13 protein-coding genes are annotated in these 13,853 nt (G+C 55.2%); 8 read left to right on the top strand and 5 right to left on the bottom strand.

Translation table 11 applies throughout. The features are described from left to right. The first annotated feature begins 66 nt into the window (after positions 1–66). The 8 genes from rluE to LBW88_RS02455 all read left to right on the top strand — a co-directional run bounded on the left by rluE (position 67) and on the right by LBW88_RS02455 (position 8,014). On the top strand, positions 67–705 hold the full coding sequence (gene rluE / locus LBW88_RS02490) for a 23S rRNA pseudouridine(2457) synthase RluE (RefSeq protein WP_224929145.1): 639 nt from the start codon (positions 67–69) through the stop codon (positions 703–705). Between the two features lie 45 nt (positions 706–750). Continuing rightward, positions 751–1,224 carry an NUDIX domain-containing protein gene (locus LBW88_RS02485; RefSeq protein WP_224929148.1) on the top strand — a complete coding sequence of 158 codons (474 nt, stop codon included), beginning with the start codon at positions 751–753 and terminating at the stop codon, positions 1,222–1,224. A gap of 41 nt (positions 1,225–1,265) precedes the next feature. After that, positions 1,266–2,378: a tRNA 2-thiouridine(34) synthase MnmA gene (gene mnmA / locus LBW88_RS02480; RefSeq protein WP_224929151.1), complete on the top strand. Its 1,113-nt coding sequence runs from the start codon at positions 1,266–1,268 to the stop codon at positions 2,376–2,378. A 35-nt stretch (positions 2,379–2,413) separates the two neighbouring features. After that, positions 2,414–3,055 carry a high frequency lysogenization protein HflD gene (gene hflD / locus LBW88_RS02475; protein WP_224929153.1) on the top strand — a complete coding sequence of 214 codons (642 nt, stop codon included), beginning with the start codon at positions 2,414–2,416 and terminating at the stop codon, positions 3,053–3,055. 44 nt (positions 3,056–3,099) lie between these two features. After that, complete coding sequence (gene purB / locus LBW88_RS02470) at positions 3,100–4,470, top strand: adenylosuccinate lyase (protein ID WP_224929156.1); 1,371 nt, start codon at positions 3,100–3,102, stop codon at positions 4,468–4,470. A 232-nt stretch (positions 4,471–4,702) separates the two neighbouring features. Then, positions 4,703–5,371, top strand: a complete 669-nt coding sequence (gene phoP, locus LBW88_RS02465) for a two-component system response regulator PhoP (protein WP_034822036.1) — start codon at positions 4,703–4,705, stop codon at positions 5,369–5,371. Positions 5,372–5,374: 3 nt separating this feature from the next. Next, positions 5,375–6,835, top strand: coding sequence for a two-component system sensor histidine kinase PhoQ (phoQ, locus tag LBW88_RS02460; protein ID WP_224929159.1), 1,461 nt, complete (start codon positions 5,375–5,377; stop codon positions 6,833–6,835). Between the two features lie 57 nt (positions 6,836–6,892). After that, entirely contained in the window at positions 6,893–8,014 is a 1,122-nt protein-coding gene (locus LBW88_RS02455) for a cupin domain-containing protein (RefSeq protein WP_224929162.1), read from the top strand. 144 nt (positions 8,015–8,158) lie between these two features. Here the strand turns inward: LBW88_RS02455 and pepT are convergent, their stop codons facing one another. The 5 genes from pepT to lolC all read right to left on the bottom strand — a co-directional run bounded on the left by pepT (position 8,159) and on the right by lolC (position 13,625). Next, positions 8,159–9,385, bottom strand: a complete 1,227-nt coding sequence (gene pepT / locus LBW88_RS02450; RefSeq protein WP_224929165.1) for a peptidase T — start codon at positions 9,383–9,385, stop codon at positions 8,159–8,161. 119 nt (positions 9,386–9,504) lie between these two features. Continuing rightward, positions 9,505–10,338 carry a Sir2 family NAD+-dependent deacetylase gene (gene cobB, locus LBW88_RS02445; RefSeq protein ID WP_224929169.1) on the bottom strand — a complete coding sequence of 278 codons (834 nt, stop codon included), beginning with the start codon at positions 10,336–10,338 and terminating at the stop codon, positions 9,505–9,507. 149 nt (positions 10,339–10,487) lie between these two features. After that, on the bottom strand, positions 10,488–11,732 hold the full coding sequence (gene lolE, locus LBW88_RS02440) for a lipoprotein-releasing ABC transporter permease subunit LolE (protein ID WP_224929172.1): 1,245 nt from the start codon (positions 11,730–11,732) through the stop codon (positions 10,488–10,490). Beyond that, the gene (gene lolD, locus LBW88_RS02435; RefSeq protein ID WP_224929175.1) at positions 11,732–12,433 is read right to left on the bottom strand and encodes a lipoprotein-releasing ABC transporter ATP-binding protein LolD; all 702 of its coding nucleotides are present in this window, start codon (positions 12,431–12,433) and stop codon (positions 11,732–11,734) included. Before lolD ends, lolE begins: the two co-directional genes overlap by 1 nt. Further along, positions 12,426–13,625, bottom strand: a complete 1,200-nt coding sequence (gene lolC, locus LBW88_RS02430; protein WP_224929178.1) for a lipoprotein-releasing ABC transporter permease subunit LolC — start codon at positions 13,623–13,625, stop codon at positions 12,426–12,428. The genes lolD and lolC overlap by 8 nt, the downstream gene beginning before the upstream one ends. Positions 13,626–13,853 lie beyond the last annotated feature (228 nt).

Genomic DNA, 13,853 nt, shown 5'->3' with positions numbered 1-13,853 from the left:
TTTCCGCTACGCCAATCACCGCAGTTTCGCGCTATAATGCGCCGATTGTTTCTGACTGCAAAGCCCATGCGAAAAACTTCTCAACGAATTCACCAGGATAAGCGTCCAAACACCGCAGCACGCCAGCCCGTGCGCCGTGACACACGTCCAAAAGGACCGCGACGCGTCATACTCTTTAACAAACCTTTCGATGTTTTACCGCAGTTCAGCGACGAGGCGGGACGCCGCACGCTCAAGGATTTCGTGCCGATTAGCGACGTTTATGCCGCGGGCCGCCTCGACCGCGACAGCGAAGGTTTGATGATTCTGACCAACGATGGCGCGCTGCAGGCGCAACTGACTCAGCCCGGTAAACGCACCGGAAAAATTTATTACGTTCAGGTTGAAGGCGCACCACAGGAATCAGATTTATCCCTGTTACGCAGTGGTGTCACACTCAACGATGGACCAACGCTGCCCGCAGGCATCGAGTTAGTCACCGAGCCAAAGTGGCTGTGGCCGCGCCAGCCGCCGATCCGCGAGCGGAAAGCCATCCCCACCAGCTGGTTGAAAATCACCTTGTATGAGGGGCGCAACCGTCAGGTGCGTCGCATGACGGCGCATATTGGGTTTCCCACATTACGCCTGATTCGCTTTGCCATGGGCAATTATCAACTCGACGATTTGGCCTTGGGTGAGTGGCGTGATGTGAGTGCAGAAGCTTAAAACCGGGCTTTTCGATAACTTTTAGTTAACAATTTCGGAGGAAGGATGTTTAAACCTCATGTAACCGTGGCTTGTATCGTACAGGCACAAGGCGAATTGCTGGTGGTTGAAGAGCGTGTTCACGGCCGCATTACCTGGAATCAGCCGGCGGGTCATCTGGAGGCCGATGAAACGATCATCGAAGCGGCGCAGCGCGAATTATTTGAAGAGACCGGCATTGACGCCAAACCCGAATATTTCCTCGGCGTGCAGCAGTGGATCGCGCCTGACGATACGCCTTTTGTGCGTTTCCTGTTTGGTCTCGATCTGCCGGAAAAATGCGAGACATCGCCACACGATCGTGACATCGATTGCTGCTGGTGGCTGCCGCCAGAGCAGATTCTCACTGCGAATCGCCTGCGTTCACCGCTGGTCGCCGAAAGTGTACGATTGTGGCAACAAGGCGCACGTTATCCGCTGCAACTGGTGGCACCGTTCCAGTGGCCGTTTCACGAAGGTGCGCGCCCGGCTTCGGCATGATAGAATGCGCCGCCTGTTTTTATCGTAATTAAGAGTGCGTCATGTCTGACAACAGCCAGAAAAAAGTGATCGTCGGAATGTCCGGCGGCGTCGATTCTTCCGTATCCGCCTGGCTACTGCAACAGCAGGGCTATCAGGTTGAAGGCCTGTTCATGAAGAACTGGGAGGAAGACGACGGCGAGGAGTATTGTACCGCCGCTGACGATCTGGCTGACGCACAAGCCGTGTGTGACAAACTCGGCATGAAACTGCACAAAATTAACTTCGCGGCTGAGTACTGGGATAACGTGTTCGAACACTTCCTGGAAGAGTACAAAGCGGGCCGCACGCCAAATCCCGATATTCTGTGCAACAAAGAGATTAAGTTTAAAGCCTTCCTCGAATTTGCGGCTGAAGATCTTGGCGCTGACTTTATCGCCACCGGTCACTATGTGCGCCGCGCCGATGTAAATGGCACCAGCCAGTTACTGCGCGGCCTCGATGGCAATAAAGATCAAAGCTACTTCCTCTACACCCTAAGCCATGAGCAGATTGCACAAAGCCTGTTCCCGGTGGGCGAGTTGGAGAAACCCGAAGTCCGCCGCATCGCTGAAGAACTGGATTTGATCACCGCGAAGAAAAAAGACTCGACCGGTATCTGTTTTATCGGCGAGCGCAAATTCCGCGACTTCCTTGGCCGTTACTTACCGGCACAACCGGGTGAAATCGAAACCGTTGACGGTGAGATTGTCGGCGAACATCAGGGGCTGATGTATCACACGCTCGGTCAGCGTAAAGGGCTGGGTATTGGCGGTCGCAAAGAGAGCAACGACGATCCCTGGTATGTGGTCGATAAAGACGTAGCGCGCAATCGTCTGGTGGTGGCTCAGGGAGCGGAGCATCCTCGCCTGATGTCCGTTGGTCTGATTGCTCAACAGCTGGATTGGGTCGATCGCCAAACGATGACGGCACCGCTGCGCTGCACGGTGAAAACCCGTTATCGCCAGACCGATATTCCATGCGAAATTATCCCGCTCGATGGCGAGCGTATTGAAGTGCGTTTTGACGAGCCGGTTGCGGCCGTCACGCCTGGCCAGTCGGCCGTATTTTATCTGGGTGATGTTTGCCTCGGCGGCGGCATTATTGAACAGCGCCTGCCACTGGCAGAAGCCTGAGGTCGGCACTGCCGACGCGATGACAGGAGTTAAGCGTGGCCAAGAACTATTATGAGATAACGCTCGCGCTGGCGGGCATTTGCCAGTCCGCGCATCTGGTGCAGCAATTAGCGCATCAGGGCACTTGCAACAATGCCGCATTAACTGTGTCGCTGCGCAGCCTGTTGGATCTGAACCCAGGCTCGACGCTGGCGGTCTTTGGCAATGATGAAGCGAATCTGCACCTCGGTCTGGAATCGCTGATGGCCGTGCTGAACAGCGGCAGCCGCCAGGGTGCGGGAGCTGAAATGACGCGCTACACCCTGAGCATGATGGTGCTGGAACGTAAACTGCACGGCAACGGCACGGCACTTAACACGCTCTCCCAGCGCATCGCGCAGCTTGATCGGCAATTAGCCCATTACGAGCTGGAATCAGAAACCATTACTGGGGCTATGGCGGGGATTTATGTCGATGTCATCAGCCCGCTGGGTCCGCGCATTCAGGTCACCGGTTCGCCGCAGGTATTACAGAATTCTCAGGTACAAAGCAAAGTCCGCGCTACCTTGCTGGCAGGCATTCGTGCTGCTGTGCTGTGGCAGCAGGTTGGCGGTGGCCGCCTGCAACTGATGTTCTCGCGTCAGCGTTTGCTGCGTGAAGCCAAAACCATTTTATCCCGGCTGGGCCCGGCGTATTAAGCGCCGCCCTGCCCTAATTTGTTAACGATTCAGGAGTTGCACTGATGGAATTATCCTCTCTGACCGCCGTCTCACCTGTCGATGGCCGTTATGGCGATAAAGTCAGCCCGCTGCGCGCCATTTTCAGCGAATACGGTTTGCTGAAATTCCGCGTTGAGGTTGAAGTTCGCTGGTTACAGAAACTGGCTACGACCGCAGAGATCAAGGAAGTTCCTGCATTTGATGCTGACGCAAACGCTTTCCTTGATGCAATTGTCGCCAATTTCAGCGAAGAAGACGCGGCGCGCATCAAAACCATCGAACGCACCACCAACCACGACGTTAAAGCGGTTGAGTACTTCCTGAAAGAGAAAGTGGCCGATATCCCTGCGCTGCATGCGGTATCAGAGTTCATCCACTTCGCCTGTACTTCTGAAGATATCAACAACCTGTCGCACGCGCTGATGCTGGAAACCGCTCGCCGTGACGTCATCGTGCCTTTCTGGAACAAAATCATCGATGCGGTGAAAGGTCTGGCGCAGGAATATCGTGATATTCCGTTGCTGTCGCGTACTCATGGCCAGCCTGCTACGCCATCCACCATGGGTAAAGAGATGGCTAACGTCGCTTACCGCATGGAACGCCAGCTGCGCCAGTTAAGCAAAATCGAAGTGCTGGGCAAAATCAACGGCGCGGTCGGTAACTACAACGCCCACATTGCTGCGTATCCGGAAGTGGACTGGCATCAGTTGAGCGAGCAGTTTGTGACCTCACTGGGCATCACCTGGAACCCGTACACCACTCAGATCGAACCGCATGATTACATCGCGGAGCTGTTTGATTGTATGGCGCGTTTCAACACCATTCTGATCGACTTTGACCGTGATATCTGGGGCTACGTTGCCCTGAATCACTTCAAGCAGAAGACTATCGCGGGCGAAATCGGCTCTTCCACCATGCCGCATAAAGTGAACCCGATTGACTTCGAGAACTCCGAAGGCAACCTCGGTCTGGCGAATGCGATGATGCAGCATCTGGCGAGCAAACTGCCGGTTTCACGCTGGCAGCGCGATCTGACTGACTCCACCGTATTGCGTAACCTTGGCGTGGGCGTGGGCTATGCGCTGATCGCTTATCAGGCGACGCTGAAAGGTATCTCTAAGCTGGAAGTGAACCGCGATCGTCTGCTGGATGAACTGGATCATAACTGGGAAGTGCTGGCCGAGCCGATCCAGACCGTGATGCGCCGCTATGGCATTGAAAAGCCATACGAGAAGCTGAAAGAGCTGACGCGCGGCAAACGTGTGGATGCAGCCGGTATGCAGGCCTTTATCGACAGCCTCGAACTGCCGGAAGAAGAGAAAGTGCGTCTGAAGCAGATGACACCGGCCAATTACCTCGGCCGTGCGATTCAGATGGTTGATGATTTAAAATAAGTATTAACGGTGTGCCTGCGGGCACACCCTTTTTCCCCCCAGACGTCCGAGCAGTAGCAAATCGGCAAATGTATTCATCCATAGTCCCCAGTAGCAGTCAGTGACCGGAATGCATTCACGCAGCTTTTTGCCGCCGTCGTTAAAATGATGACAGGCAAGTGTTGTTCTCTTGTTTAGCTCGCTTAACATATACTCTTGCCATCATCACTGAGTTTGAAGGTAAGGAAATTCTATGCGTGTTCTGGTTGTGGAAGATAATGCACTGCTGCGTCATCACCTCGCCGTGCAGTTACGTGAAATGGGTCATCAGGTGGATGCTGCCGAAGATGCCAAAGAAGCCGACTATTTCCTGCAGGAACACATTCCCGACATTGCGCTGGTCGATTTAGGCTTGCCCGATGAAGATGGCATGTCGCTTATCCGCCGCTGGCGTGGTGATGCTGTGCGTCAGCCAATTCTGGTGTTGACGGCACGCGAAGGCTGGCAGGCCAAAGTGGAAGCCCTCGAAGCCGGTGCCGATGACTACGTCACCAAACCTTTCCATATCGAAGAAGTCGCCGCACGTTTGCAGGCGCTGATGCGTCGTAACAGTGGACACGCCTCGCAGATTATTGCCATGCCGCCGTTCCAGGTTGATCTTTCGCGCCGTGAAGTCACCGTCAATGATGCACCCGTCAAGCTCACCGCGTTTGAATACACCATCGTGGAAACGCTGATCCGCAACGCCGGAAAAGTGGTCAGTAAAGATTCGCTGATGCTACAGCTCTATCCCGATGCCGAACTGCGTGAAAGCCACACCATTGATGTTTTGATGGGTCGCCTGCGTAAAAAAATTCTTGCGCTCCATCCGACCGAAGTGATTAACACTGTGCGCGGCCAGGGCTATCGCTTTGATCTCTGATTTATGAACTGGTTAAACCGCTTACGTCCTTTCTCGTTACGCGCCCGGTTTTTACTGGCGACTGCCGCTATTGTCCTGTTTTTGTCGCTCTCCTACGGCATGGTTGCCGTAGTGGGCTATGTGGTGAGCTTTGATAAAAACACCTATCGCGTGATGCGTGGCGAGAGCAACCTGTTCTTTACTCTGGCGCAGTGGCAAAACAATAAACTAACCATTGCCCAGCCAGAGCGTATGACGCTCAATTTCCCGACGCTGGTGTTTATCTACGATGAACACGGCAAGTTGTTGTGGCAACAGCGCGATGTGCCGGACATCCGCAAAAACATTCGCCGGGAATGGCTGCTCAAACCCGATTTTTATGAAATCGACACCACGAATCGCACCAGCCTGGCCGCCATCGGCAACAACTCCGAGGTCAAAGAGCGGTTGCATCAACTGGATAGCGACAACAACGACACCTTTACCCACTCGGTCGCCGTCAACCGCTACGATGCCACCACCAACCTGCCGGCGCTGACGATTGTGGTGGTGGATTCCATTCCTCAGGAACTGCAGCACTCAGATGTGGTGTGGTCATGGTTTAGCTATGTACTGGCGGCGAACCTGCTGCTGGTGATTCCACTCCTGTGGCTGGCGGCCCACTGGAGTCTGCGCCCGATTGGTCATTTGACCGCGCAGGTGCGTGAACTGGAAACGGGTCACCGGGAGAATCTGGACGACTATCCGCCGCAGGAGTTACGCAGCCTGGTGCGCAATCTCAACCTGCTGCTGACCAATGAACGCCAGCGCTACACGCGCTATCGCACCACTCTGTCGGACTTAACACACAGCCTGAAAACGCCGCTGGCGGTGCTGCAGAGTACCTTGCGCTCATTGCGCAGCGGCAAGGATCTCACCGTCGAACAGGCAGAGCCGGTGATGCTGGAGCAAATCAGCCGCATTTCGCAGCAAATCGGCTACTACCTGCATCGTGCCAGCATGCAGGCCGACCATAATCCGCTGCAGCGCGATCTGCATTCGGTGTCGGCGCTGCTGGATAGTTTGTGCTCGGCGCTGAATAAGGTTTATCAGCGTAAAGGCGTCGAAATCACGCTGGATATCTCCCCCGAGCTAACCTTCATCGGCGATCAAAATGACTTTATGGAAGTGTTGGGCAACGTGCTGGATAACGCCTGCAAATACTGCCTGGAATTTATAGAGGTCAGCGCACGGCAAACCGATAAGGCACTGCATCTGTTTATTGATGATGACGGTCCCGGCATTCCTGAAAGTAAACGCGATCTGATTTTCGTGCGTGGTCAGCGTGCCGATACGTTGCGTCCCGGACAGGGCCTCGGCTTAGCCGTGGTACGCGATATCCTCGAACAATACGCCGGTCAGGTGATCGCCAGTACCAGCCCGCTGGGCGGCGCACGCATGGAAGTGATTTTCCAGCGTCAGGAAGTTGAACATCACCGCGAGTAGAAAGGTCTGCGGGCTGTTATACTTGCCTGCATTCATGGCCCTAACCGGAACACTCGTATGGACTATCAGCTCGATATTAACTGGCCCGACTTTATTAAGCGCTACTGGCAAAAACGCCCGGTGGTGCTCAAGCGTGGTTTTAAAAACTTCATTGATCCCATTTCTCCTGATGAGCTGGCGGGTCTGGCAATGGAAAACGAGGTGGATAGCCGCCTGGTGAGCCATAACAACGGTAAATGGCAGGTTAGTCATGGGCCGTTTGAAAGCTATGATCATCTCGGTGAGAGTAACTGGTCGCTGCTGGTGCAGGCGGTCAACCACTGGCATGAACCTTCTGCCGCGCTGATGCGTCCGTTCCGCTTCCTGCCTGACTGGCGCATGGACGATCTGATGATCTCCTTTGCCGTACCGGGCGGCGGCGTAGGCCCGCACTTCGACCAGTATGATGTGTTTATCATTCAGGGCACCGGTCGTCGTCGCTGGCGCGTAGGCGAAAAAGTGCCGATGAAACAGCACTGTCCTCATCCCGATTTGCTGCAGGTTGAGCCGTTTGACGCCATCATCGATGAAGAGATGGAGCCGGGCGATATCCTGTACATCCCGCCGGGATTCCCGCACGAAGGCTATTCGCTGGAAAATGCCATCAACTATTCGGTCGGCTTCCGTGCACCTAACGGTCGTGAATTGATCAGTGGCTTCGCTGATTACATGCTGGCGCACGAATTAGGCAGCTATCGTTTCAGCGATCCGGATGTGCCATCGCGCGATTGCCCGTCACAGATTTTGCCTTCTGAAGTGGAAGGGATTCGTCAGGTGATGCTGGATGTGATTAATCAGCCAGAACAGTTTAATCAGTGGTTTGGTGAGTTTATCTCACAGACACGCCACGAACTGGATATCGCGCCACCAGAACCGCCTTACCAGCCCGATGAGATTTATGATGCGTTGCAGCAAGGCGATGCGTTGACGCGTCTTGGTGGCCTGCGCGTGTTAACGCTGGGTGATGCAGTGTTTGTGAATGGCGAGCGCGTGGCGTGCAGCCACCCGGAAGTGCTGGCGGCACTGGCACACAATCAGGTATTAACACTGGAAGATTTCGGCGATGCGCTGGATGACCCGTCGCTGCTGGCACAGCTTGCGGCGCTGGTGAACAGTGGCTACTGGTTCTTTGGTGAGTAATCCGCTGGGCTAAAATCGCGCATCCTGGTAGCGGCGCGATTTTTTACACTGGCCAGCAGCCCAATTGGCGCTGACAGATACCCAAGGGACTGCGCCGCAAAAAGAGATGTTGATGAAAGGCCTGCTTAGCAGGCCTTTTTCATGCTATTTCTTCTCTGCTGCCAGCGCAGACAAGCGCACAATCACGTCCACCGCCTGCGACATCACATTCAGTGACGCGAACTCGTGTTTACCGTGATAGTTATAGCCGCCGGTGAACAGGTTCGGGCATGGCAAGCCTTTCCACGATAGCGCGGAACCGTCGGTGCCACCGCGAATCGGCTTCACCACCGGTTCAATTCCGCAATCGCGAATCGCCTGCAGCGCCAGCTCAATAATCTGCGGATGCGGCTCAACTTTTTCACGCATATTGCGGTAGCTGTCGCTGATTTCCACTTTCACCGAGCATTCAGCCTGCAGCCCTTTACCGACGCGATCAGCAATCTCTTCCAGCAGCTGTTTACGCTTTTCGTAGCTGTCGGCGTCGAAATCACGAATCAGATACATCAGCTCGGCGTGCTCAACCGTGCCTTTGATGGTGTGCAGATGGAAAAAGCCTTCATAACCGTCAGTGAACTGCGGTTTTTCTTTCGCTGGCAGCTCGGCGTGGAAACGCATTGCCAGATCCAGCGCGTTCACCATGACGTTTTTTGCACTGCCAGGGTGCACGTTATTGCCGGTGATTTTCACCATCGCGGTGGCCGCATTGAAGTTTTCGAACTCGAACTCGCCGAGATCGCTGCCATCGATGGTATACGCCCAGTCCGCTGCAAAACCTTCCACATCGAAATGTGAGGCTCCGCGACCAATCTCTTCATCAGGGGTAAACGCCACGCGAATCGCGCCGTGCGGAATATCCTCTTTCACCAGGCGCGCCATCGCCGTCATGATTTCAGCGATGCCCGCTTTATCATCTGCGCCCAGCAAGGTTTTGCCATCGGTGGTGATCAGCGTATGGCCAATCAGCTTGTGCAGGATCGGGAACATCACCGGCGAAAGGATTTCATCGCCGTTGCCGAGCGCAATATCGCCGCCACGGTAGTTTTCGATAATCTGCGGATTGACGTTTTTGGCGGTGAAATCCGGTGACGTATCCATATGCGAGATAAAGCCAATCACCGGGGTTGGCCAGTCCACGTTGGCCGGCAAAGTGCCCATCACGCAACAATGATCGCTCAGGGACACATCCACAAATCCCAGTGCAATCAGCTCTTCCTGTAACTGACGCGCCAGCGTCCACTGCCCTTCACTGCTGGGCACCTGACGCGCCTGCGGTTTTGACTGAGTTTCTACTGCCACATAACTGAGAAAACGCTCAAGTAATTGATCCATTTGTCATCCCTCTAAAGAACCTGCGTTATTATCATGGCGCGTGAGGCGCGCCATGTTGCGTCAAATCATTATCCTTCAGGTTAGCGTTCTCAGCGCAAAGTGCTTAACCAGATATCGCCTTACTTATACAACCCGCGCAAAAAGGTGTGCACAAAATCCGGCACCACTTCACTGGCTAAACCATACTGGCTCTCCGCGAACTCATTCCCGACCTGGCTCGGCTCCAGATTGAGTTCAACGGTATGCGCACCCTGCAATTTCGCTTCATGGACAAAGCCGGCGGCTGGATAAACATGTCCGGAGGTGCCAATGGCGATAAACAGATTCGCTTTCTCGATCGCCTGATAAATTTCTTCCATGCCGAGCGGCATTTCACCAAACCACACCACATGTGGACGCAGTCGTGACGGGAACTGGCAGCAGGTGCAGCGATCGTCCGGCTTGACATCTTCCGTCCATTCCAGCACCTGACCACTGCTTTCACAGCGCACTTTCAGCAGTTCACCATGCATATGCAGCACGCGCTGGCTGCCTGCTCGTTCATGCAGATTGTCGATGTTTTGCGTCACCAGCAGGAAGTTGTCACCCAATACCTGCTCCAGCTCGGCCAGCGCTTCGTGCGCGGCGTTCGGCTGAATCTCTGGTTGTTGCAGTTGACGACGGCGCGCATTGTAGAACCCTTGCACCAGGTCGGGATTGCGATGAAAACCTTCTGGCGTGGCGACATCTTCAACCCGATGCTCTTCCCACAATCCGTCTGCGGCGCGGAAAGTTTGAATACCCGACTCGGCGGAGATGCCTGCACCGGTCAGTACCACTACGCGCGGTTGCGGATGCGCAGCCAGTTCGGCTTTGCGATCGCGTTCAAAGATGCGCTGGCGAAAGCGCTGATGCACTTTGCGGCGATTTTTCTTGTCGCGGGCGAGTCGTAGGCGGCGGCGCGGTATGCGCATAAAGGCTCCTTATGCTGCGGTGGTTTTCACCGCATGTCGGGTGTTTGGCTCGGGTTAATGGTTCCCGATAATAGCGGTTGCGCATGACGGCTGCATGCCACAGTCGCTGAAAATGTGCGCAGCCGCGAAGGCGGCTGCGTTTTTTATCATTACTGTCCGCTGAGTACGCGAGCCGGATCGATACGGCTGGCGCGCCGTGCCGGATACCAGCTGGCAATCAGGCTGAGCAGGATAGCGGTCACCAGCACCGAAATCACATCAATCCAGTGCAGCTCCGAAGGCAGGAAGTCGATAAAGTAGATATCGCCTGCCAGCAGCTGATGGCCGGTAACATGCTCAAGTCCACGGATGATCGGTGTCAGGTTGAGCGCCACCAGCACGCCCACTACCACGCCGCTGATGCTGCCGAGCAATCCGGCCAGCAAGCCATACCAGATAAAGATGGCACGGATCAGGCCATCTTTGGCACCCAGCGTGCGCAGCACCGCGATATCACTGCTCTTGTCTTTCACCGCCATCACCAGCGTGGAGACGATATTGAAACAGGCCACGCCAATCACCAGCACCATCGCCAGATACATGATGGCGCGAATCATCTGGATATCGCGATACATGTAGCCGTAAGTACCAATCCAGCTCTTAATATAGACGTAGGAGTGGGTGGCTTCACCGGCATCGCGTACCAGTTTCTGCGCCTGGAAGGGGTCGCTCATTTTCAGCGCGATACCGCTAACGCTGTCACCCATGTCGAGATATTTTTGCGCATCCGCCAGGGGCACCAACGCCAGGCTGTGGTCCAGCATCCCGCTGAGTTGCAGAATGCCCGACACTTGCAGGCGAATACGCTTCGGCTGCAGCAGCTTATTTTCACCGTCGTTATTCGGGATCATGATGGTGATCCAATCGCCCTGCTTCACGTTGAGCGATTTGGCAATGCCGCCACCGAGGATGATCTGCTGTTTATCCGCGCCGAACTGCTGCCACGCATCGCCATCGACAAAGCTCGGCAAAGCGCTGAGGCGTGATTCCTGTTGCGGATCGACACCTTTTACCTGCAGCGCCTGCATCTTCGCACCGCTCTCAATCAGGCCGGTGAAGTTAACATAAGGCGCCGCTGCCGCGATGCCCGGCACCTTTTCAATCGGTGCGATCATCGGCTGCCAGTTGCGGAAAGGCTGATTCACCGGCTCGATTTCACCGTGAGGTACCACGGCCAGAATGCGCTTGTTCAGCTCGCGCTCAAAACCATTCATCGCACTCAGGCCAATGATCAATACGGCGACACCGAGGGCGATGCCGATGGTTGAGATGATGGAGATCAGTGAGACCATGCCACCGCGCCGCCGACCGCGACTAAAGCGCAGCCCAAGCAGCAGGGATAATGATGAACCCATCAGATGGCTCCCAGCGTCAGATGCTCGCTCAGTTGGCCGTCACGCATCTCCATCTGGCGATTAAGACGTTTAGCCAGATTCAGATCGTGCGTCACCACCAGAAATGCGGTGCCCTGCTGCTGATTCAGCTCACCCAGCAGTTTGAAAATCGCATCGGCGTTACGCGCATCCAGGTTACCGGTCGGTTCATCGGCCATCACCAGGCGCGGACGGTTCACCAGCGCACGCGCGATTGCCACACGCTGACGCTCACCGCCGGACAGCTCAGACGGCCGATGTGCGGCGCGTTTTTCCAGTCCTACCGCTGCCAGCATTTCCAGCGCGCGCGCGGCGGCTTCGGCTTTTGCGGTTTTGCCAATCAGTAATGGCATCGCCACATTCTCCAGCGCGGTGAAGTCTGGCAATAAATGGTGGAACTGATAGATAAAGCCCAGTTCGCGGTTGCGCAATTCGGCTTTGGCAGCAGAGGACATGTCATTCAGTGATTTGCCATCGAACACCACATCACCTGAGGTGGGCGCATCGAGGCCGCCGAGCAGATGCAATAAGGTACTTTTACCCGAGCCGGAGCTACCAACGATGGCCGTCAGTTCGCCTGGCTGCAGGCTAAAAGCCACATTGCGCAGCACATCGGTCTGCACGCTGCCTTCCTGATAGCGTTTGCACAGGTCACGACACTGCAACAAAGGGGTATTACTCATAACGTAAAGCCTCAGCGGGTTGAACGGCGGCAGCGCGCCATGACGGATAAAGGGTAGAAAGCAGCGCAACGATCATTGAGACCAGCGCAATCGTGACCACCTGCCACACGTTGATGTCGACCGGCAACGCCGCGCCATCAAGGAACAGGCCAATCACTGGCATCAGATTGTTAAGCTGGCTGGCGAGCAATACGCCAAGCAGCGTGCCGAGCAAGGTGCCGATAATGCCGGCACTGGCGCCCTGCACCATAAACACCGCGACAATCTGTCGACGGGTTAAGCCCTGCGTTTGCAAAATCGCCACTTCGCCCTGCTTTTCCATGATCAGCAGACCGAGTGAAGTAATGATATTGAACGCCGCCACCGCGATGATCAGGCTAAGCAGCAGTCCCATCATGTTTTTTTCCATACGCACCGCCTGGAACAGATCGCCCTTGCGCTCGCGCCAGTCTTTTAGCGTCAGGCCATCAGGCAGTTTCTGTTCGCTGAACGCATCAACATTCAACGGTTTCTCCAGCCACAAGCGCCAGCCGGTAATGTTCCCCAGCGGATAGCGCATCACGCGCGAGGCATCCTGCTGATTCACCAAAATCTGATAGGCATCGACTTCACTGTTGGCGGCATAGGTGCCTGCAACCGTGAAGATACGCTGGCTGGGCAAACGCCCGACCGGCGTGAACTGACTCACCGTCGGCACCATCAGACGCAGCTGATCGCCGCGTTTGACACCCAGCTGTGACGCCAGCTGCTCGCCAAGAATCACGTTGTATTGGCCCGGTTGCAGCACGCTTTGTTGGGTATTGACGAGGTACGGCGTCAGCGGATCCTGCTCATCGGGATTGATGCCCAGCATCACGCCCACGGAAACGTTGCGTGCGCTTTGTAGCACCACATCCGCGGTGGTGAGCGGTGCGACACGCGTGACACCCTGCAACTTGAGGCTATCCGCCGTTACCTGCTGCGGATTGATGCTGCCTTTGTCGCTGGTGACCAGCGCTTGCGGCATCAGGCCGAGGATATTGCCTTCCAGCTCGCGCTCGAAGCCGTTCATGACGGACAGCACGGTCACTAACGCCAGCACGCCGAGCGTGATACCGATGGTGGAAAGCCAGGAGACGAAGCGACCAAAGCGGTCTGAAGCACGTCCACGCATGTAGCGTAAACCGATGAATAACGCGACTGGTTGATACATGAGATCCGTCTTGGCAGTTGCCTGAAAATAAGTAGGAGGATGATAAAGGAGCCGTCCTGTTTATGAAACCTCTAACCCTCTGAGTCTGCGGCAAAGTTGCATCCAAATACGTCGCAATCTGCGTCAATGCATAAAATTGCGACAGAATAATGATACTAATTGTGCGTTTATTGGTCATTACCTGGCGTAGACTGAGCTTGAAGTCTTTTGAAAGTTCCAGGCAGGCAC

Source organism: Pantoea sp. alder81, assembly GCF_020179835.1.
Lineage (GTDB): Bacteria > Pseudomonadota > Gammaproteobacteria > Enterobacterales > Enterobacteriaceae > Pantoea.
Note: the sequence above shows the minus strand (reverse complement) of the source record. Positions and strands in the feature narration are given on the sequence as shown.